Source organism: Pseudarthrobacter cellobiosi (assembly GCF_023913755.1).
Lineage (GTDB): Bacteria > Actinomycetota > Actinomycetes > Actinomycetales > Micrococcaceae > Arthrobacter > Arthrobacter cellobiosi.
The window spans coordinates 152,101-170,781 of record NZ_JAMXBJ010000050.1 but is presented as its reverse complement, the minus strand read 5'-3'; the positions used below and the strand labels follow the sequence as shown (position 1 = coordinate 170,781).

General features: G+C 65.2%; 19 protein-coding genes and 2 tRNA genes. 12 read left to right on the top strand and 9 right to left on the bottom strand.

Annotated elements, in window-relative coordinates; all coding sequences use genetic code 11:
• The first annotated feature begins 233 nt into the window (after positions 1-233).
• From NG696_RS18185 to NG696_RS18175, 3 genes are all read left to right on the top strand, one after another.
• Positions 234-1,712, top strand: coding sequence for a glyceraldehyde-3-phosphate dehydrogenase (locus NG696_RS18185; protein WP_308291987.1), 1,479 nt, complete (start codon positions 234-236; stop codon positions 1,710-1,712).
• 79 nt (positions 1,713-1,791) lie between these two features.
• Complete coding sequence (locus NG696_RS18180) at positions 1,792-1,995, top strand: hypothetical protein (RefSeq protein WP_252576301.1); 204 nt, start codon at positions 1,792-1,794, stop codon at positions 1,993-1,995.
• A 125-nt stretch (positions 1,996-2,120) separates the two neighbouring features.
• Positions 2,121-2,918 (top strand): HNH endonuclease family protein, encoded by a 798-nt coding sequence (locus NG696_RS18175; RefSeq protein ID WP_252565777.1) that lies wholly within the window; start codon positions 2,121-2,123, stop codon positions 2,916-2,918.
• Positions 2,919-2,927: 9 nt separating this feature from the next.
• Here the strand turns inward: NG696_RS18175 and def are convergent, their stop codons facing one another.
• The 3 genes from def to orn all read right to left on the bottom strand — a co-directional run bounded on the left by def (position 2,928) and on the right by orn (position 4,452).
• On the bottom strand, positions 2,928-3,500 hold the full coding sequence (gene def / locus NG696_RS18170) for a peptide deformylase (RefSeq protein ID WP_252565774.1): 573 nt from the start codon (positions 3,498-3,500) through the stop codon (positions 2,928-2,930).
• Between the two features lie 117 nt (positions 3,501-3,617).
• Positions 3,618-3,690: transfer RNA gene (locus tag NG696_RS18165), tRNA-His, on the bottom strand.
• A gap of 129 nt (positions 3,691-3,819) precedes the next feature.
• Complete coding sequence (orn, locus tag NG696_RS18160; RefSeq protein ID WP_308291986.1) at positions 3,820-4,452, bottom strand: oligoribonuclease; 633 nt, start codon at positions 4,450-4,452, stop codon at positions 3,820-3,822.
• A gap of 162 nt (positions 4,453-4,614) precedes the next feature.
• Here orn and mptB point away from each other — a divergent pair, with 162 nt between their 5' ends.
• The gene (gene mptB, locus NG696_RS18155) at positions 4,615-6,171 is read left to right on the top strand and encodes a polyprenol phosphomannose-dependent alpha 1,6 mannosyltransferase MptB (protein ID WP_252565771.1); all 1,557 of its coding nucleotides are present in this window, start codon (positions 4,615-4,617) and stop codon (positions 6,169-6,171) included.
• Between the two features lie 15 nt (positions 6,172-6,186).
• Here the strand turns inward: mptB and NG696_RS18150 are convergent, their stop codons facing one another.
• Positions 6,187-6,963 (bottom strand): DNA alkylation repair protein, encoded by a 777-nt coding sequence (locus tag NG696_RS18150; protein ID WP_252566142.1) that lies wholly within the window; start codon positions 6,961-6,963, stop codon positions 6,187-6,189.
• A 140-nt stretch (positions 6,964-7,103) separates the two neighbouring features.
• Between NG696_RS18150 and map the strand changes: the two genes are divergently transcribed.
• Positions 7,104-7,871, top strand: coding sequence for a type I methionyl aminopeptidase (gene map, locus NG696_RS18145; protein WP_252565768.1), 768 nt, complete (start codon positions 7,104-7,106; stop codon positions 7,869-7,871).
• On the opposite strand, the gene NG696_RS18140 is transcribed toward map, so the two are convergent.
• Complete coding sequence (locus tag NG696_RS18140) at positions 7,858-8,493, bottom strand: GNAT family N-acetyltransferase (RefSeq protein ID WP_252565765.1); 636 nt, start codon at positions 8,491-8,493, stop codon at positions 7,858-7,860. The genes map and NG696_RS18140 overlap by 14 nt on opposite strands.
• Before the next feature lie 5 nt (positions 8,494-8,498).
• Entirely contained in the window at positions 8,499-9,587 is a 1,089-nt protein-coding gene (locus tag NG696_RS18135) for a LacI family DNA-binding transcriptional regulator (RefSeq protein ID WP_252565763.1), read from the bottom strand.
• A gap of 178 nt (positions 9,588-9,765) precedes the next feature.
• Between NG696_RS18135 and NG696_RS18130 the strand changes: the two genes are divergently transcribed.
• The 3 genes from NG696_RS18130 to NG696_RS18120 are packed head-to-tail and all read left to right on the top strand — an operon-like array spanning position 9,766 to position 13,003.
• A complete protein-coding gene (locus NG696_RS18130) occupies positions 9,766-10,935 on the top strand; it encodes a Gfo/Idh/MocA family protein (RefSeq protein WP_252565760.1) in 1,170 nt (389 codons plus the stop codon).
• Positions 10,935-12,149, top strand: a complete 1,215-nt coding sequence (locus NG696_RS18125) for a dihydrodipicolinate synthase family protein (protein ID WP_252565757.1) — start codon at positions 10,935-10,937, stop codon at positions 12,147-12,149. The genes NG696_RS18130 and NG696_RS18125 overlap by 1 nt, the downstream gene beginning before the upstream one ends.
• Positions 12,146-13,003, top strand: a complete 858-nt coding sequence (locus tag NG696_RS18120) for a sugar phosphate isomerase/epimerase family protein (RefSeq protein ID WP_252565756.1) — start codon at positions 12,146-12,148, stop codon at positions 13,001-13,003. Before NG696_RS18125 ends, NG696_RS18120 begins: the two co-directional genes overlap by 4 nt.
• A 110-nt stretch (positions 13,004-13,113) precedes the next feature.
• On the opposite strand, the gene NG696_RS18115 is transcribed toward NG696_RS18120, so the two are convergent.
• Positions 13,114-13,189 (bottom strand) — tRNA-Arg (locus tag NG696_RS18115).
• A gap of 214 nt (positions 13,190-13,403) precedes the next feature.
• Between NG696_RS18115 and NG696_RS18110 the strand changes: the two genes are divergently transcribed.
• The 3 genes from NG696_RS18110 (at position 13,404) to ettA (ending at position 16,380) form a co-directional block, all read left to right on the top strand.
• On the top strand, positions 13,404-13,985 hold the full coding sequence (locus NG696_RS18110; RefSeq protein WP_252565754.1) for a single-stranded DNA-binding protein: 582 nt from the start codon (positions 13,404-13,406) through the stop codon (positions 13,983-13,985).
• Positions 13,986-14,093: 108 nt separating this feature from the next.
• Entirely contained in the window at positions 14,094-14,651 is a 558-nt protein-coding gene (locus NG696_RS18105; RefSeq protein ID WP_252565751.1) for a DUF6993 domain-containing protein, read from the top strand.
• A 46-nt stretch (positions 14,652-14,697) separates the two neighbouring features.
• Entirely contained in the window at positions 14,698-16,380 is a 1,683-nt protein-coding gene (gene ettA / locus NG696_RS18100) for an energy-dependent translational throttle protein EttA (protein WP_058932192.1), read from the top strand.
• A 92-nt stretch (positions 16,381-16,472) separates the two neighbouring features.
• On the opposite strand, the gene NG696_RS18095 is transcribed toward ettA, so the two are convergent.
• The gene (locus tag NG696_RS18095; protein ID WP_252565749.1) at positions 16,473-17,453 is read right to left on the bottom strand and encodes an acyl-CoA thioesterase; all 981 of its coding nucleotides are present in this window, start codon (positions 17,451-17,453) and stop codon (positions 16,473-16,475) included.
• 63 nt (positions 17,454-17,516) lie between these two features.
• On the opposite strand from NG696_RS18095, the gene NG696_RS18090 reads away from it, so the two are divergent.
• Positions 17,517-18,173: a DUF8185 domain-containing protein gene (locus tag NG696_RS18090; protein ID WP_252565746.1), complete on the top strand. Its 657-nt coding sequence runs from the start codon at positions 17,517-17,519 to the stop codon at positions 18,171-18,173.
• 52 nt (positions 18,174-18,225) lie between these two features.
• Here NG696_RS18090 and NG696_RS18085 read toward each other — a convergent pair whose 3' ends face one another.
• Positions 18,226-18,678: a globin gene (locus NG696_RS18085; protein WP_305884622.1), complete on the bottom strand. Its 453-nt coding sequence runs from the start codon at positions 18,676-18,678 to the stop codon at positions 18,226-18,228.
• Positions 18,679-18,681: the final 3 nt, after the last annotated feature.

Here is an 18,681-nt window from a genome sequence, read left to right as displayed (position 1 = left end):
GAGTGATTTCACGCTGGTGGCGGCTGTCCGCGGGTCTGCTCCAGCCTAGAATGGAGAGCGAACGTAGAAGTTCTGCCGCCGGGTCTGCGTTCGCAGCCGGTGGCTTTTCTTTGCGCTTCTCCACGGCACCCGGGATGGACCGCATCCTGCCGGTGCCAGAGCCCCTGGACAACATCAGGTGGCCGCCAACCGCGTACGACGACGTATGCGGCTGAACCGAGGAAGGTAGTTCTGTGAGCCAGACGTCAGATTCTTGTCTTGATACGTGGATGGGCCGGGAGGCTCTCGCTGAGGCCATGATTCCGGTGATTGGCCGGCTGTACCGCGAGAACAACGTGGTGACCAGCATTCACGGCCGTAGCCTGATCAACAAGTCCACCATGAACATCCTCAAGGCGCACCGTTTCGCCCGCCGCATGAGCAACACCGAGCTCCTGCTCGAAGAGACCGCACCGCTGCTGAACATCCTGGCTCAGCTGGAGCTTGGTGCGGCGGCCATCGACGTCGCCCGCCTGGCGGAGAAGTTCAAGGCAGAAGGCGACGGCGCCACCCTGGAAGAGTTCCTCCGTGCTGAGCTTGCCGAGGTAGTGGGAAAGCGCGGGGGCGATGACCGCACCAGCACCGACGTTGTGCTGTACGGCTTTGGCCGGATCGGCCGCCTGCTCGCGCGCCTCCTCATCGAAAAGGCAGGCGGCGGCCACGGCCTGCGCCTGCGTGCCATCGTGGTGCGCCGCGGCTCGGACAAGGACCTCACCAAGCGCGCCAGCCTGCTGCGCCGCGACTCGGTCCACGGCTCCTTCGAAGGAACCATCCGTGTGGACGAGGACGCCAACACCATCACCGCCAACGGTGTCCAGGTCCAGGTCATCTACTCGGATAACCCCGCCACGATCGACTACACCGCCTACGGCATCCACAACGCCCTGGTGGTGGACAACACGGGCCGCTGGCGCGACGCCGAGGGCCTGTCCCAGCACCTGCAGAGCAAGGGCGTTTCCCGCGTTCTCCTCACCGCACCGGGCAAGGGCGAACTCAAAAACATTGTGCACGGCATCAACCACGGCACCATCGAGGACACAGACCAGATCGTGTCTGCAGCTTCCTGCACCACCAACGCCATCACCCCGGTGCTGAAGGCCATCAACGACAAGTTCGGTGTGATCCACGGCCACGTGGAGACCGTCCACTCGTTCACCAACGACCAGAACCTGATCGATAACTTCCACAAGGGCGACCGCCGCGGCCGCTCCGCCGCACTGAACATGGTGATCACCGAAACCGGCGCCGCCAAGGCCGTGGCGAAGGCACTGCCCGAGCTGCTGGGCAAGCTGACCGGCAGCTCCATCCGTGTCCCCACCCCTGACGTCTCCCTGGCCATCCTGAACCTCAGCCTGGAGAACGGAACCACCAAGGACGAGGTCAACAACTACCTCCGCGAGATGTCGCTGCACTCGGACCTGCGCAAACAGATCGACTATATCGACTCACCTGACGTTGTTTCCATGGACTTCGTTGGCTCCCGCCGTGCCGGCATCGTTGATGGCCTGGCCACGATCTCCAACGACAAGAACCTGGTTCTCTACGTCTGGTACGACAACGAATTCGGCTACAGCTGCCAGGTGGTCCGGGTTATGGAAGAGATGGCCGGCGTCAACCCGCCGTCCTTCCCCGCCAAGGAACCCGCTGCTGCCTTGGCCGCAATCGCCGTCTAGGCTCGTCTGCCGGGCTGGCTGCCCGACATTCCCGGCTGATTCGCTGGAATCAGCCGGGAATCGGGACCACACTGGTGGCATGGATAACGAAACTCTCCACGAGACCACCCTTGAACACGCCCTCGACGTCGCCAAGGCCAACCATAAAGAAGCCATCAGGCTCCTGGAGCAGGCGCGAGCGTCCCGGGCTTCCGGCGACGTCGGCGCGGACCGGGTGCGCCAGCTCGAAGGGCTCCTCCAGGTTGCCGAAGAGGATCTGCGCCGCGTAGCCCGGGAGCAGTAGCCGGTCTTGCCAGTAGGCGGCGTACCCGCGCCACTCTTCCTCCCCATTGTGGATAACCGCCTGGGTGTCAGTGGGGTGGCCTAGGCTCTTCTGGTGCATCACATTTCCAGAAGGGCTGGTTGCCCGTGACCGTCAGCTGGCGTGCCTACCGCGGTGCCCGCCGCCGCTCGAGGCAGGCCTGGGCCCTCCTGGCCGTGCTGGCACTGTCTGCAGTGGGCGCCGCGGGGTGGTTTTTCACCGCGGGCCAGTTCGCAGCGGCAGAACCAGCAATCGCTGGGCCCAGCGAGGCGCCTGTTTTCGACGGGACCTGGATGAAACCCGTGGTCCCCGTGCACGCTGTACCGCAGGGGAGTGCCCTGGACGCCCTCGAGCGGCTTGCCGTCAAGGGACGGGCCCCCAAGGACAACTACCAGCGGGAGGCCTTCGGGCAGGCCTGGCTGGACGTCGACCGGAACGGCTGCGACACCCGCAACGACATCCTCCGCAGGGACCTCACGGCTGTGGGCTTCACAGAGGGGTCCAAATGCAAGGTAGTGTCAGGGTCCATCCATGAGCCGTACACGGGGAAAGCCGTGGAGTTCCGGCGTGGCCCTGAAAGCAGCAAGGAAATCCAGATCGACCACGTCGTGGCGCTCGGAGACGCGTGGCAGAAAGGCGCACAGGGGCTGACCCCGCAGCAGCGCCAGAGCCTGGCCAACGATCCCATAAACCTCATCGCCGCGGACGGTCCCGCCAACCAGCAGAAGAGCGCAAGCGACGCCGCCACCTGGCTGCCGAAGAACAAGAACATCCGCTGCCATTACGTGGCCCGCCAGATCTCGGTGAAGGCATCCTATGGACTGTGGGTCACGCAGCCGGAGAAGGATGCGATGAAGCGCGTCCTGGACTCCTGCCCGGACCAGCCAACCATTACCGCGAGGTAATGCGTTGGCTCAGTGGCCGAACGGGTCCGGATCCACGCCGGGCATCCAGGTCAGGCCGGGCACGCCCCAGCCGCTCCTCTTGGCCAGTTTCATGGCCTTCCGTGCATAGCGGTCAATCAGACGGTTGACGTAGAGCTTTCCGTCGAGGTGGTCGTATTCGTGCTGGATGACCCGTGCGAACCAGCCGGTCGCTTCGAACTCCACCGGCTGCCCATGGCCGTTAAATCCTTCCACCCGCGCCCACTCCGCACGCTTGAGCGGGTAAGCGCCGCCGGGGAAGGAGAGGCAGCCCTCTTCCTCTTCCTCGGGGTCCGGCAGCGCGCCAGAGATCTTGGACAGGGTCAGCTCCGGGTTTACCAGGACCCCGATGGGCGGAGCGCCGTCGTCATTGGCGTACTTGTACACAAAGATTCTTTTGCCCACACCAACCTGCGGCGCCGCCAGGCCCACGCCGTTGGCGGCCTCGTTGGTTTCAAACATATCCGCGATCAGGGTGCGCAGTTCGTCGTCGAAAACCTCCACCTCGGCGGCGCGGCGGTGCAGCACCGGTTCACCCCAGACGGTGATTGGCAGAACTGTCATGTCAGGCGGCCCTTCGTGCGTGCGGCGTGGCGCCGGCGGTTATGCAAAAAAAATGGAGGCCGTACCGGATATCCGGTACGGCCTCCAAGTGGACGGCTTTTACTGCCGCCCTATGAGGGTGAGCTACGGGGGTTGAACCCGCGACCTCCTGGACCACAACCAGGCGCTCTGCCAACTGAGCTAAGCCCACCATGTGCCCCACAGATTTCCCGGCGGTCCGGTGCTCTGGAAAGGCAACTCAAATAGCTTACCTGCTGTTTGAGGGTGCTTGCGCCACTTTTGGGGTTTTTGCGAAAATTTCCGCCAAACGTGGGGCAGATTACTCTTTCGGAATACCTGCTGTGCCCGGCGAGGCAGTGATGCGCTGGGCGACTTCGCGGGCCGTGACGCTGTCAGGCCCAGGAGCCGGAACGAAAACCGCCTCGCGGTAGTAACGGAGCTCGTCGATGGAATCCTGGATGTCACCCAGGGCGCGGTGGCCGCCCTTCTTGGCGGGGGACTGGAAGTAAGCCCGGGCGAACCAGCGTCGGGAGAGTTCCTTGATGGTGCTCACGTCGATCACGCGGTAATGCAAGTGCTCCACAACGGCCGGCATGTCACGGGATAGGAAGACGCGGTCGGTCCCCACGGAGTTGCCGCCCAGCGGTGCCTTGCGCGGGTCCGGCACCCACTTTTCGATGTATTCCATCACGGCGGCTTCGGCCTCGGCCATGGTCTTGCCGTGCGGCAGTTCCTTGAGCAGCCCGGACCGGGTGTGCATGTCCCTCACGAAGTCGTTCATCTGGGCGAGGGCAGTGTCCTCGGGCTTGATCACCACGTCCACACCGTCGCCGAGAATGTTGAGCTCTGAGTCCGTCACCAGCGCCGCCACCTCGATCAGGGCGTCGTTCTTGATGTCCAGGCCGGTCATTTCGCAGTCGATCCAGACGATGCGTTCGTTAGATATAGGCACCGGACCAGCCTACCGTTTAGCTCCGGCGTAACCGTCCGATGCTAGGATTTCGGGTACATGGGGGCGAGGATTTTGCCGCTGTGCTGTGCCTGCGCGGCCCGGGCGGCCACCGCCGCCCGCGGGACTGAAGCGCCGAGTGTAAAGAGATTGGACGATCCTGAGATGACGGCGCCTTTGCCTGCAACGGGGGATATGGCCGCCAGCGTGATCCCGGAGCCCGCTGCGGCACAAGTGGATAACGCCAGGTCCCCCATCCTTGCCGGTCTTGTCGGCTCGGTCCTTATGGTGTTCGGATCCCTCGGCGTCGGCTGGCTGGCCCCAGTTTCCGAACTCCGCCGCGTACCGATCTTTATCTGGATGCGGACGGAGGCCATCGGTGTTGCCCTGGCCATCGTGCTGGTTGCGGTAGGCGGCATGCTCCTGGTCCGCTCCTGGCTGAGGCTCGGCCAGCGGGTCCGCGTGTGGGGGCCGGCGGCGCGAAAGGCCACGCTGCAGGCCATCGCAGCATGGGGCCTGCCGTTGATGTTCACCGTCCCGCTGTTCAGCCGCGACGTGTATGCCTACATTGGCCAGGGCAGGCTGATGGTGGAGGGGTTCAACCCCTACGAGAACGGCATCTCGGCGCTGTCCAACTATTTCCAGCTTGGCGCTGACAAACAGTGGACTGAAGCTCCCGTGCCGTACGGCCAGCTGTTCCTATGGATTGAACAGTTTGTGGTGTGGTCCACCAACGTCCAGCCCGAGGCCAGCGTGATGCTTTTCAGGCTCGTTGCGCTGTTTGGTGTGGTCCTCTGCGTCATCTACGTGCCAAAGCTGGCAGAGCTTCACGGAGTCAATCCGCACCGCGCCTTGTGGCTCACCGCGGCCAACCCCCTGTTCCTCACCAACTTCATCGCCAGTGTCCACAACGATGCCCTCATGATCGGGTTAGCCCTTGCCGGACTGTACTACGCGGCCACCAGACGCGTGGTGCTGGGCATAGTCCTCGTCACCCTTTCCATCGCCGTCAAGCCCATCACCATCGTTTTCCTGCCGTTCATCGGCCTGATCTGGGCAGGCAAGAACGCAGGCTGGCCGCGGAAATTCCTGTTCTGGGGACTGACGGGAGGGCTGAGCCTGGCCATTCTGTATGGCCTGAGCCTAGTCAATGGTTTCGGTTTCGGCTGGATCAACGGGCTGTCAGCCCCTGGCAGCCTCTTCATCTGGTACGCGCCGGTGGGCCTGGTGGGGCTGGTGGTCGCTTCCGTTTCGAATGCCTTCGGCCTCGACGGGTGGACGCTCGCAGACTGGGTGTTCGACGCCGGCAAAATACTTGCGGTAGGCATCGTCGCCTTCCAGATCTTCAAGGGTGAGCATGAGCGGCTGATCCGCCGCCTCACCTTGGGCTTTGCGGCCATTGTGGTGCTGGCGCCGATGATCCAGGCCTGGTACGTGGTGTGGCTCATCCCGCTGTTCGCGGTGACAGGCATCCGCAATGACTGGCAGGTCAAGGCCCTGTATTTCATCGTGTCGTTCTTCATGATCTACGCCATTTCTGACCAGCTGGAGGTATTTCCCTACCTCCAGACCGAGGACCTGGGACTTGCCCTGGTGCTGGCCCGCTTCGCGGCGGCGATTACCGGCCTGCTTTTTGCCATGTACCTGATCTTCATGGATCCAGACACCAAAAGGCTTTTCCGGAAGTCGGCCGAACCGGTGACCGAACGCCCCGTTATCTAGTCTCCGCAGGCGCGGTTATCCGGCGCCGGTGATTCCCGCCGTCGTGCCCTGTTCCAGATGCCGCAAGGCTTCCTTCCGGGACAGCGGACTCAACCGCGTGCCCTTTTCCACTAGGAAATCGTGTACCCACTCCGGGTCCGTTTTGGCGTATTCACGAAGCGCCCAGCCAATGGCCTTCCGGATGAAAAACTCCGGGTCCGCCAGGTTCGGCTCAATGACAGCCCGTAGCAGGTCCTGATCCGTGCTGGCCTTGGCCTTCAACTGCGAGGTGATGGCCGATCGCCGGATCCAGAAGTCCTGGTCTATACTCCAGGCCAGCAGGAGTTCGGTCATCATGGGCCGGCGGGCCTGAAGAAGCCCGCCGATACGATACGACACCCCATCCACGAAATCCCACCATGCGCCGGTGCGGATGATCTCCTCATAGATCGGGAGCATCAGCTGGTCACGGGCCACCAACCGGAGGCTCGTCAGGTCAATGGCCGCATAGCGTTCCTCGCGGACTGTGGAGCCGCGCCAGAGTTCAAGCACCGTGGCCCGCAACTGGCCCGCCGACGTCAAGGGATGGGCGGCGGCAGCGGCCAGCGCCAGCCGCCTGACTTCCGGGACCCTGACGCCAAGTGACGGAAGGGCGGACTTCATGTACGCCTGCGCTCCGGCGGCCCGCACCGGGTCCGTCCGCTCCCGCAGCGCCGCGCGGACGGCATCCAGCAACTCGCGGTTCGGAGCCTCCGTGACCGCACCTTCCGTGACCGGTGCGTCCGTGTCCAGCGATTCGTCATTCGGCGACATTCGGTCCATGGTGCAACTTTAGCGAGGTGACGGCGGCGTGAAGGCCGGCCGGTCCGTCCTCAGCGGGACGGCTCTAGAGTGAGACCAGACAAACTGCACGTTCCCTTGGACCGTGCCACCCGACGTCGGAGGTTCCCTGCATGTCCATGATCAAGACTCCCGAGCAGATTGCGCTCATGGGCGAAGCCGGGCGGGTGGTGGCCAATACGCTGGCGGCGGTGCGTGAGGCGGCCGGAGTGGGTGTCACCCTGCGTGACCTCGATGCGCTGGCCGCCGAGACGATTGCCACAGCGGGAGCCACACCGGCCTTCCTGAACTACCACCCGCGCTGGGCCTCAGTTCCGTTTCCCGGCGTGATCTGCACCAGTGTGAACGACGCTGTGGTCCACGGAATCCCCGACGGATACGAGCTCCAGGACGGTGATCTGCTCAGCGTTGATTGCGGGGCATTCCTGGAGGGCTGGTGCGGCGATGCGGCCGTCAGTTTCATTGTGGGAACACCGGATCCTGTGGACCAGGCCCTCATTGATGCCACGGATGCCGCCCTGGCCCGTGGGATCGAGGCAGCCCGGATCGGCAACAAAATGGGCGATCTTGCCTACGCGATCGGCGGCGCCGCGCGCCGGGCGGGCTACGGTCTGCTGGCTGACCACGGCGGCCACGGGATCGGCCGCACCATGCACGCCGAACCGCCGGTGCCCAACGACGGCAGGCCGGGACGGGGGATCAAGCTCACCGAGGGGCTGGTCATCGCCATCGAGCCCATGCTGATCCTGGGCAGCAAGGACGACTACTACCAGGACGACGACGGATGGACGCTGCGTTCCGCCAACGGCCGCCGGGCTGCCCACAGCGAACACACAGTGGCCATCACTGCCGATGGCCCGCTGATCCTTACGCTCCCTTAGGTCCGGTGAGGCTCAGGCGCACCACGGCCCGCCCTGGGACGGCGCTGCTGACTACGGTGAACCCGGCGCGCAGGAAGAGGTTAAGCGTGCCGTGGTAAAGGTCTGCGGGTCCCGCTTTGGGCCGCTGCTCGCGGTCCACCGGGTAGCCTTCCACAACGTTGGCACCATTGAGCCGGGCATGCTCGACGGCGGCGCGCAGCAGCGCGGCTGCCACGCCGCTCCGGCGGTGGCCGGCGGCGACCACGAAGCAGGTCACTGACCACACCCAGCCGGACGCATCCGGTGATGCTGTTTCGGAATCGGGCGGCCCTGGTTCCTCAGCCAGCCGCAGCCTGCGGGAGCGAAGCACTCGGGGATAACAGGTCCGGGGCTCCACGGCACACCAGCCCACGGGCTGACCGTCGACGAAGGCGAGGACGCCGGGGGCTGGGGAGCCGCCGTCGAACTTTTCCTTCAACTGTGCCTTGCGGGCGGCCGGCTCCAGCGCGGAGTACTCCGGACCCGTGAGGGCAAAGAACCGGCACCAGCAGCGGGACGGCTCACCGGGCCGGCTGAACAAGCGCTCGACGCCGTTCCACTGCGCCGCGGCCGTCGTCAGGCCGGGGACGTGCCCGTCAGTCATTCTGGTCAGGCCACCGACTCGGCTCTGCTCGGGTGTGCCACTTCGGTGCTGCGCCGGAGTATGACCTGGCCGGTTATCCGGGGCGAACCGGCATCGTCGGCGGACGGTCCGGCTGCCCTGCTGGCGGCCTGCCGTCCGATCTCCTCCAAGGGAAGGTGCACCGTGGAGAGGGCCGGCCGGAAATCGCGCAGAGTCTCAATATCGTCGAAACCGGCAACGGCGGCGTCGCGCGGGATCCGCAGTCCCTGGGAGCGCAGCGCGGCGGCGGCCCCGATGGCCATAACATCGTTGACTGCAAAGATGCAGAGCCGTTTTGTCTCGGTCCCGGGTTGGGACGCTGTGATCCGTGCAGCCAGGGCGAGGCCGGCCTCGAAGCCGCCCGCACGGGTGAAGTCCGTGCGGATGACGTCCGCAGCAGGGAGGCCGGCGCCGGCAAGGCCGCGCTGGAACCCACGGATCCGGTCGTCGGAGGTGAACAGCCCTTCCGGGCCGCCGACGATGACGAAGTCTCCTTCCCGCGACGCGGCCAGCTCAGTTGCGAGCTGCGCGGCCAGCTCCTCATTGGGAACACTCACCACGTGGTAGCCGTCCGCTGCCGCGGCCCCCACAATCCCGTGGCCGATCACGCCCACGCGGCCGCCATTGCGGCAGTAGCGGTCCAGTTCCGCAGCGAGTTCGGTGTTGCCTTCCAGGTCCTCGGTGCGGGAGGTCCGTGATCCTGCGATCACGATGGAATCGGCGCGGCGTGCGGCGAAGGCAGCCACGGCCTCCTTCTCACTGTCCGGAGCGCCCTCGGTGGTGGCCAGCAGCACCATCTTGTGCTGTTCCCTCGCGGCATCCTGGACGCCGCGGGCAATGGCTGCGAAGTACGGATCGGCAATGTCATGCACGATCAGCCCGATCAGCCCGGAGCTGGACTTCGCCAGCCCCTGCGCCTGGGCGTTGGGAATGTAGCCGAGGGATTCGGCGGCCTGGCGCACCCGGTCCGCAATATCCTTGCCGGGTATCCGGGCGGAGCCGTTCAGCACGCGGGAGGCGGTGGCCGGCGACACGCCCGCCAGCCGGGCCACCTCGGTGAGGGTACTTGCAGCCACAACTTCTCCCGTTCGTACAGACTTTCAGCGCCGTTAGCGCCGCTTTCAGTATGGCAGTCTGAGGATACTTTGGGAAAGCGCTTGCCAACCCGAAGGGGAGAGGTGCATGATGAACGGAGTGGGAATGCGCTTTCCCAGTACCGTTTGAGTAACACTACTCACTCACCGTGGAGGACACATGGGCTTCGAAACAAAGACGATCCGTATCGCCATGAACGGCATTACCGGCCGGATGGGTTACCGCCAGCACCTGCTGCGTTCCATCCTTCCCATCCGCGACGCCGGGGGCTTCACGCTGGAGGACGGCACCAAGGTCCAGGTGGAGCCGATCCTGGTCGGCCGCAATGAAGCGAAGATCCGCGAGCTGGCAGAACTGCACAAGGTGGCCGAATGGACCACGGACCTTGATTCCGTGATCAACGACCCGTCAGTGGACATCATCTTTGATGCCTCCATGACCAGCCTCCGAGCCGCCACCCTGAAGAAGGCCATGCTCGCCGGCAAGCACATTTTCACCGAGAAGCCCACGGCAGAATCCCTCGAAGAGGCCATCGAGCTGGCCCGCATCGGCAAGGAGGCCGGCGTTACTGCCGGTGTTGTGCACGACAAGCTGTACCTGCCGGGCCTGGTCAAGCTGCGCCGCCTGGTGGACGAAGGCTTCTTCGGCCGCATCCTGTCAATCCGCGGCGAGTTTGGCTACTGGGTCTTCGAGGGCGACGTGCAGGCAGCGCAGCGCCCGTCATGGAACTACCGCAAGGAAGACGGCGGCGGCATGACCACGGACATGTTCTGCCACTGGAACTACGTCCTCGAAGGCATCATCGGCAAGGTCAAGAGCGTCAACGCAAAGACCGCCACCCACATCCCGGCCCGCTGGGACGAGGCAGGCAAGGAGTACAAGGCCACCGCCGACGACGCCTCCTACGGCATCTTCGAACTCGAAACGCCGGCGGGCGAGCCGGTCATCGGCCAGATCAACTCCTCCTGGGCTGTCCGCGTCTACCGCGACGAACTCGTGGAATTCCAGATCGACGGCACGCACGGTTCCGCCGTTGCGGGCCTGAACAAGTGCGTCGCCCAGCAGCGCGCCCACACCCCCAAGCCGGTCTGGAACCCTGACCTGCCCGTCACCGAATCCTTCCGTAGCCAGTGGCAGGAAGTCCCCGCCAGCGCCGAGCTGGACAACGGCTTCAAGCTGCAGTGGGAGGAATTCCTCCGCGATGTCGTGGCGGGCCGGGAGCACCGCTTCGGCCTGCTGTCCGCCGCCCGCGGTGTCCAGCTCGCCGAGCTGGGCCTGCAGTCCAACGACGAACGCCGCACCATCGACATCCCGGAGATCACGCTCTGATGACTTCCCTGATCCTTCCCACCCACGACGGCGGCACCCGCGAGTACCGCCTCCAGGGCGGCGTGTCGTGGGCCCGCCCCACCGCCCCGCTCACGTCTCGGCGTGCCTACGCCGCCGCACATGTCATTCCCGAGGTCCTGGCCGACAACACGCCAGGTGCCCCGGCCAGCCTCGACTGGGACGCCACCATGGCGTACCGGCACGAACTCTGGTCCTACGGCCTGGGTGTTGCGGACGCCATGGACACAGCCCAGCGCGGAATGGGCCTGGACTGGGCCGCAACCCAGCAGCTCATCAAGCGCACCGGTGTGGAGGCCGCATCGGTGGTGACCGCCGGTGGCCCCGCTAGCGTCGGGAAAACTGTGCGCGATCTCGTCTCGTGCGGCGCCGGCACCGACCAGCTGGACCTCGCCACACTGCCCACCGGCAACGCGGGACTCGCCGCTGTCCTGGACGCCTACCGCGAGCAGATCGCCGTCGTCAGTGAAGCCGGACCCAAGATCATCCTCATGGCTTCACGGGCGCTGGCCCGCGTGGCCAACGGTCCGGACGACTACCTGCACGTCTATTCGACGCTGCTGCAGGAAGTGGACCAGCCCGTCATTCTGCACTGGCTCGGAACCATGTTCGATCCCGCGCTGGCCGGATACTGGGGTTCGGACGACGTCGCTGCCGCGACCGAGACGTTCCTGTCCCTGGTCCGCCAGCATGCCGCCAAGGTGGACGGCGTGAAGGTGTCCCTGCTGGACGCTTCGCATGAGGTTGCCCTGCGCGCCGCCCTGCCGGAAGGCGTCCGCCTCTACACCGGCGACGACTTCAACTACCCGGAACTGATCGACGGCGACGGCAGCCACCACTCGGACGCGCTGCTGGGCATCTTCGCGGCGATCTACCCTGCCGCATCGGTTGCACTGCAAAACTACGACGCTGGCAAGGCTGAGGAAGCGCGCGCCATCCTGGACTCCACCCGCGAGCTCGGCAAGCACATCTTCAGCGCCCCCACGTTCTACTACAAGACCGGGATCGCCTTTATGTCCTGGCTCAACGGCAGGCAGCCCGGCTTCCAGATGGTGGGCGGCCTGCACTCCGGCCGCTCCGTCTGCCACCTGGCCAAGACCTTCGAACTGGCCGACCAGGCAGGGCTGCTGAAGGACCCGGCGCTCGCCGCATTCCGGATGTCATACTACCTGCGCATCAACGGAGTGGGAGTATGACATCTAATTCAGAACCGTCCCCGTTTCTACGGCTTTCCCTGAACAGCGCCACCACCAAGAAGCTGACGCTTGCCGAAGTGGTTGATGGCTGTGTCCGCGCCGGAATCCCCGCGATCGCCCCGTGGCGCGACCGGGTTAAAGAAGCGGGGCTGGACAAGGCCGCCAAGCTGATCAAGGACGCCGGCCTCCGGGTCTCCTCCCTGTGCCGCGGCGGCTTCCTGACAGCGCCCGACGCCGAAGGCCAGGCCGCCGCACTCGCGGACAACCGCGCGGCCGTCCTCGAAGCTGCGGCGCTGGACACCCGGGAACTCTTCCTGGTGGTCGGCGGGCTGGCGCCCGGGGAGAAGGACGTGCTGGCAGCCCGCCAGCGCGTCGCCGACCGCCTCGCCGATCTTGTCCCGTTCGCCTCGGAGAACGGCATCCGGTTGGTGCTCGAACCCCTGCACCCCATGTACGCAGCGGACCGCGCCGTCATTTCGACCCTGGGCCAGGCCCTGGATCTTGCGGCCCCGTTCGACACGAAGGATGTTGGCGTCGCCGTCGACACCTTCCACGTGTGGTGGGATCCGGAGCTGAAGGCGCAGATTGAACGCGCCGGCCGGGAAGACCGCATCGCCTCCTACCAGGTGTGCGACTTCAACATGCCCATAGCGGCCGATCCGCTGCTGTCGCGCGGATACATGGGCGACGGCGTCATTGACTTCGCCACCATCGGCACCTGGGTCAGGGATGCCGGGTACACCGGCGACATAGAAGTCGAAATCTTCAATCAGGAGATCTGGGACTTGGACGGCAACATCGTCCTTTCCAAGGTCAAGGAGCGCTACGCGGAGCTGGTGCTTCCGTACGCCTGAGAAACGGCAATTTCACACCAGTCACACAACGAGAAGCACCCCCGGTCCGAGGACCGGGGGTGTTTTCGCTGACCGGCGCATCCGTATAACGATGGCCCGATTCATCACGATGGTGCCCCAGGAGGGAATCGAACCCCCGACCGGCGGATTAGAAGGCCGCTGCTCTATCCCCTGAGCTACTGGGGCACGTGGCGCCACGACCGTAGATCCGGCGCATCAAAAGTCTACATTGCCCCGACGCGCAGCAGCGTCAGCGTCGCGCGCTGCCGGTACTTCTCCTCAACAAGGCAGTTTCGGGAAGGGTTGTGCACATACGCGAAGTTGTCCCTCGCGGCCCGGTCCTGTCCGCGCGAAGCTGGTTCTGCCGCTAAGGCGCTACCTTTCGAGACAGGACATGATGATGACTGACTACCAAACATTCCGGGGCTTCGTTGCCACGGATATCAAGACCTCCACGACTCCGGGCGGCGTTGGCACCGCCTCGTTCCGCCTCGGTTCAACGGCGCGGCGTTTTGACCGGGCTACCAGTACCTGGGTGGATAGCCACACCAATTGGTTCAACGTCCAGGGCTACCGTCAGCTGGCCGGGAACATGGCCTGCAGCATCAAAAAGGGCCAGTGCGTCATCGTCGTTGGCCGGCTCAAGCTGCGCAGCTGGGAGAAAGACGGCCGGGTCTACCATTCGGCCGAAATCGATGCGGATTCCGTGGGTCACGACCTCAAGCGTGGTTCGGCCAACTACATCCGTACCAGCGACACCGGACTGCACCTCGTCTCAGACAACGGCGCGGCAGGGCAGGAGGCGTCAGCGGACGGCAGCGGCGTCGGCCCCGCTGATCCTGACGAGGACGGCGGAGACCCGGAAGACGGGGAGCACACGGATGACGACGCTGCAGCGTTGGGAGTCTTCCACGAGGATGCAGACGGCAACCACATTCCGGTGGACGCTGAAACAGGCGAGCTCGCCGGAGCCACCGTCTGAAAGTGCTGGCGTTGGATACCGCACGGGACGCGGGCGGGCCCGGTGCCGGCAGCCCGGCCGCGCCGGGACCGTTCCGTCCCAGGCTTGGCCGCGTGGCAGAATGGCGGCATGAATCGCGCGACGGACAACCGGCAGGCAACCCCCATCACCAGCCGGACCACCCCATCCCGTCGGCTTGGGCCGTCTGCGGGACGGGCGCCCGCGGCGCTCGCCGGAAGCCTCCTGATGGTTCTTGCGCTTGCAGCCTGCGCCGGCGGATCCCCAACGGCGACCGGCACGGGCGCTGCCACGCCCGGCGAAGTGGCAACCCCCTCGGAGCTGGCAACCACGGGCTCCACCCAGCCGGCCGCCACGTCCCCGGCGGAGGATCCGGCCATCGTGGCGATGAAACAGACTGTGACGGATGCGCTGGGGAAGCTGGCGGCGGGGACACCAAAGCCAGCCACAGCCCAGGTGACAGATGCCCTGACCGGCGCAGGGATTTCCCCGCCGGCGCTCGAAGTGTCGGCGAGCCGGACGCCTACCGGGCTGGAAGCTGATGCCATTGAGGCCGCTGTGTTGCAGGGCACGGACTGCGTGGTGGGACAGGTCCGCGATGGTACGGTCACCGTTATCGTTCTGCCGGTCCTCGCCAGCGGCAAGTGCTTCGTGGGGGCGGCTGCCTGACGCCTCGAATGTGAGTTAAGCCCGCCAACCCACTAGATTTGGAACCATGGCGGAATTTATCTACACAATGACCAATGCCCGCAAGGCAGTTGGCGAAAAACTCATTCTTGACAACGTAAGCATGTCGTTCTTCCCGGGCGCCAAAATCGGTGTTGTTGGCCCGAACGGTGCCGGTAAGTCCACCATCCTGAAGATCATGGCCGGCCTGGACATCCCCTCCAACGGTGAGGCCCGGCTCAGCCCCGGCTACACCGTGGGGATCCTGTTGCAGGAACCGCCACTGAACGAGGAAAAGACTGTCCTGGGCAACGTCCAGGAAGGCGTTGGCGAGATCTACGGCAAGATCCAGCGCTTCAACGAGATCTCCGAGGAAATGGCCAGCCCCGACGCTGACTTCGACGTTCTGCTCGAAGAAATGGGTCAGCTGCAGGAGGCCATTGACGCCGCGGAGGCTTGGGATCTCGACTCCCAGCTTGAGCAGGCCATGGACGCCCTCCGCTGCCCGCCCGCGGACGCGGACGTGACACTGCTCTCCGGCGGTGAGCGCCGCCGCGTGGCCCTCTGCAAGCTCCTGCTGCAGAAGCCCGACCTCCTGCTCCTGGACGAGCCCACCAACCACCTGGACGCCGAGAGCGTGCTGTGGCTGGAACAGCACCTCTCCAGCTACGCCGGCGCAGTCCTAGCCGTCACCCACGACCGGTACTTCCTTGACCACGTCGCGGAATGGATCGCCGAGGTTGACCGCGGCCACCTGTACCCCTACGAAGGCAACTACTCCACGTACCTGGAGAAGAAGCGTGCCCGCCTGGAAGTCCAAGGCAAGAAGGACGCCAAGCAGGCCAAGCGCCTCACCGAGGAACTCGAGTGGGTGCGCTCCAACGCCAAGGGCCGCCAGACCAAGTCCAAGGCCCGTCTGGCCCGCTACGAGGAGATGGCAGCCGAGGCTGACCGCACCCGCAAGCTTGATTTCGAAGAGATCCAGATTCCGCCGGGCCCGCGCCTGGGCGGCCTGGTCCTGGAAGCCAGGAACCTGCAGAAGGGCTTCGACGACCGCACCCTGATCGACGGCCTGTCCTTCACGCTTCCCCGCAACGGCATCGTCGGCGTCATCGGCCCCAACGGCGTGGGCAAATCCACGCTGTTCAAAACCATCATTGGCCTGGAGCCGCTCGACGGCGGCGAGCTGAAGATCGGCGATTCGGTCAAGATCTCCTACGCTGACCAGAGCCGCGGCGGCATCGACCCGAACAAGACCCTGTGGGAAGTTGTTTCCGACGGCCTCGATTACATCCAGGTGGGCCAGGTCGAAATGCCGTCCCGCGCCTACGTTGCCGCTTTCGGCTTCAAGGGCCCGGACCAGCAGAAGAAGGCCGGTGTGCTCTCCGGTGGTGAGCGCAATCGCCTCAACCTTGCGCTGACCCTCAAACAGGGCGGTAACCTGCTGCTCCTTGACGAACCCACTAATGACCTCGACGTGGAGACCCTCAGCAGCCTTGAAAACGCGCTGCTGGAGTTCCCCGGCTGCGCCGTGGTGGTATCGCACGACCGCTGGTTCCTGGACCGGGTGGCCACGCACATCCTGGCCTACGAAGGCGACGAGGAAAACCCCGCCAAGTGGTACTGGTTCGAGGGCAACTTCGAATCCTACGAGGAGAACAAGGTAGAGCGGCTCGGACCCGATGCGGCCAAGCCGCACCGCGTTACGCACCGCCGCCTCACCCGCGACTGATCGCAAAGAAAGGCCGGCACCCCGTCAAGGGTGCCGGCCTTTCTGCTGCCTGCCGGAAGAATGCCAGCCGGCTCAGTCAGTCCCGCCCAGCGTCAGTTCCGGCCGGCCTTGCGGATCTGGTGCTCCAGGACTTTGGACTGGAACGCGCCAACTACTTTGTTTTTCAGGTCGGTGGGAACCCGGACCATGCCCTCCTGCGCCACCGAGGCAACGTGCTGCCCGGCCCGGTTGAAGATTTTGCCCGTGGCGAGTCCGCGGGCTCCCTGGGCGCTGGGGGATTCCTGGACGTAGAGCAGCCATTCGTCCACGCGGGCGGGACGGTGCCACCACATGGCGTGGTCGAGGCTGGCGACGCTCATGCCGGGCGTGATCCAGCTCAGCCCGTGGCGGCGCAGGATGGATTCCAGCAGCGTGTAGTCGCTAGCGTAGGCCAGGGCGGCCCGGTGCAGGTTTGAATCATTGGGCATGGGCCCGAACGTCTTCATCCAGACGGCGTTCCGGGCCTCCTTCTTGCCTTTGGCCGAAACGTAGAGCGGCGGGTCAACGTGCCGGATATCAAAGGGCCGCTCGTAAGCCCAGTGCTGGGCTATGGGGTGGTCGAACTTGCCCAGCAGGTCGGCCGTGCTGGGCAGCGACTCAGGATCGGGAATGCCGGCGGGCATCTTGGATTCGTGGTCGAGGCCTTCGTCCAGGTCCTGGAAGGACGCGATCATCGAAAGGATGGGCACCCCTTCCTGATAGGCATGGACACGCCTCGCCGAAAAGGACCGGCCGTCACGCAGGCGCTGGACACCGAACGTGATGGGCTTGTTGGCGTCGCCGGGCCGGAGGAAATAGCCATGCATGGAATGGACAAACCGTTCCGCGTCCACCGTCCTCATGGAAGCGACCAGCGACTGGGCCAGCACCTGGCCGCCGAACACACGCTGCCGGGGCTGCTGCTGCGACGGGCCAAGGAAGATATCCTCATCCGTCCGGGCTCCCTCAAGCTCACCAAGGTCAAGGAGCTGGATGAGCGTTTCGGTGGGGTCGCCGCTGGGTGGCGCCAGCAGTCCGGTTTCGGCTTCAGTCATGGATTGACTCTAGACGTCGCCCCGCCGCTGCTCAACCAAGCTTCAGCCGGTAGTGTTCTTAATGTGTCTGACCTACTTACGAAGTCCTTCCGGTTCGCCGATCCGCGTGATCTCGCCGATCTGCGAACATTCACCACCCGTGCCAAGACGGTCGACGACGGCGCCATCCGGCTTCAGGCCGCAGGGTCCGTTCTCGCGGCCTACGTGTGCATTCTGCGGCCCCGCCTGCTGGGCGAATCCACCCCCACCATCTTGGGCCTGCGCACCATGGCGCTGGCGGAACCTTCCGTGATTGACGTGACGGTACCGCTCTCAGCCGTCCTTGACCGGCTTGCCAGGGCAGGGGAGGACGACGTCGAGCTGCCGGTTCCGCCGTCCACCGTCACCGAATCGTGGACAGGCGTCGGCGCACCGCGCACCGGCTGGGAACTAGTGGGTGCGTTGTCGGATGCCGAACTCCGGCGCGCGGCCGAAGCCGGCATTACCGAAGTGGCGGGCATCATGCCCGCCCAGCCGGGGGCGCTGATCGTCAACAACGCACGCGCCGCTGTGTGGGGCAGGGCCCTTGATGACTCCGGCCTTCCGGCAGGAGCCGCCTTCGCGGCCCTCACCCTGGGATTCCTCGCAGACGCGGACCAGAAGCTGTACCGGGCGGGGCGTTGGTTCCGCCTCAGTGGTCCACGCGGCCACGTCCTGGCACGCACCGGCAGCGGCCTCTAAAACCCGGCCAGCCGCCGTCGTACGCGCCCATACGCTTAGCCCGAAGGCCCCGTCAGGCGTCCGAGGGGCTGTTCACCATGGACAGCGCGGCGCGTTCCATGTAGTCCCAGAGCGTTCCCTCGTACAAGGGTGGCAGTTCCAGGGCATCGACAGCGGTCCGCATGTGGAACAGCCAGCGGTCCTTTGCTTCCGGCGTGACCCGGAACGGTATGTGGCGCATCCGCAGGCGCGGGTGGCCGCGTTCCTCGCCGTACGTGGTGGGGCCGCCCCAGTACTGCTCCAGGAACATCAGGAACCGCCGTTTGGCCGGTTCGAGGTCCTCCTCCGGGTACATCGGGCGCAACAGCGGGTCCGTGGCTACGCCATCGTAAAAGACGTCGATCAGCTTGACGAACGTCTCGTGTCCGCCCACGGCATCGAAGAAGTTGTCCGTGTAGCCGGGCTGGCTGAAGGGATCGTTCTGCATAAGCTGACGTGGCTGCTGCGGCTCGGCGGGTGTGGTCATGTC

Coding starts and splice junctions, on each gene's coding strand:
- NG696_RS18180 (WP_252576301.1), top strand. CDS start 1,792: ATGGATAACGAAACTCTCCACGAGACCACCCTTGAACACGCCCTCGAC.
- def (WP_252565774.1), bottom strand. CDS start 3,500: ATGACAGTTCTGCCAATCACCGTCTGGGGTGAACCGGTGCTGCACCGC.
- mptB (WP_252565771.1), top strand. CDS start 4,615: ATGACGGCGCCTTTGCCTGCAACGGGGGATATGGCCGCCAGCGTGATC.
- NG696_RS18150 (WP_252566142.1), bottom strand. CDS start 6,963: ATGTCGCCGAATGACGAATCGCTGGACACGGACGCACCGGTCACGGAA.
- map (WP_252565768.1), top strand. CDS start 7,104: ATGTCCATGATCAAGACTCCCGAGCAGATTGCGCTCATGGGCGAAGCC.
- NG696_RS18140 (WP_252565765.1), bottom strand. CDS start 8,493: ATGACTGACGGGCACGTCCCCGGCCTGACGACGGCCGCGGCGCAGTGG.
- NG696_RS18130 (WP_252565760.1), top strand. CDS start 9,766: ATGGGCTTCGAAACAAAGACGATCCGTATCGCCATGAACGGCATTACC.
- NG696_RS18125 (WP_252565757.1), top strand. CDS start 10,935: ATGACTTCCCTGATCCTTCCCACCCACGACGGCGGCACCCGCGAGTAC.
- NG696_RS18120 (WP_252565756.1), top strand. CDS start 12,146: ATGACATCTAATTCAGAACCGTCCCCGTTTCTACGGCTTTCCCTGAAC.
- NG696_RS18110 (WP_252565754.1), top strand. CDS start 13,404: ATGACTGACTACCAAACATTCCGGGGCTTCGTTGCCACGGATATCAAG.
- NG696_RS18105 (WP_252565751.1), top strand. CDS start 14,094: ATGAATCGCGCGACGGACAACCGGCAGGCAACCCCCATCACCAGCCGG.
- ettA (WP_058932192.1), top strand. CDS start 14,698: ATGGCGGAATTTATCTACACAATGACCAATGCCCGCAAGGCAGTTGGC.
- NG696_RS18095 (WP_252565749.1), bottom strand. CDS start 17,453: ATGACTGAAGCCGAAACCGGACTGCTGGCGCCACCCAGCGGCGACCCC.
- NG696_RS18085 (WP_305884622.1), bottom strand. CDS start 18,678: ATGACCACACCCGCCGAGCCGCAGCAGCCACGTCAGCTTATGCAGAAC.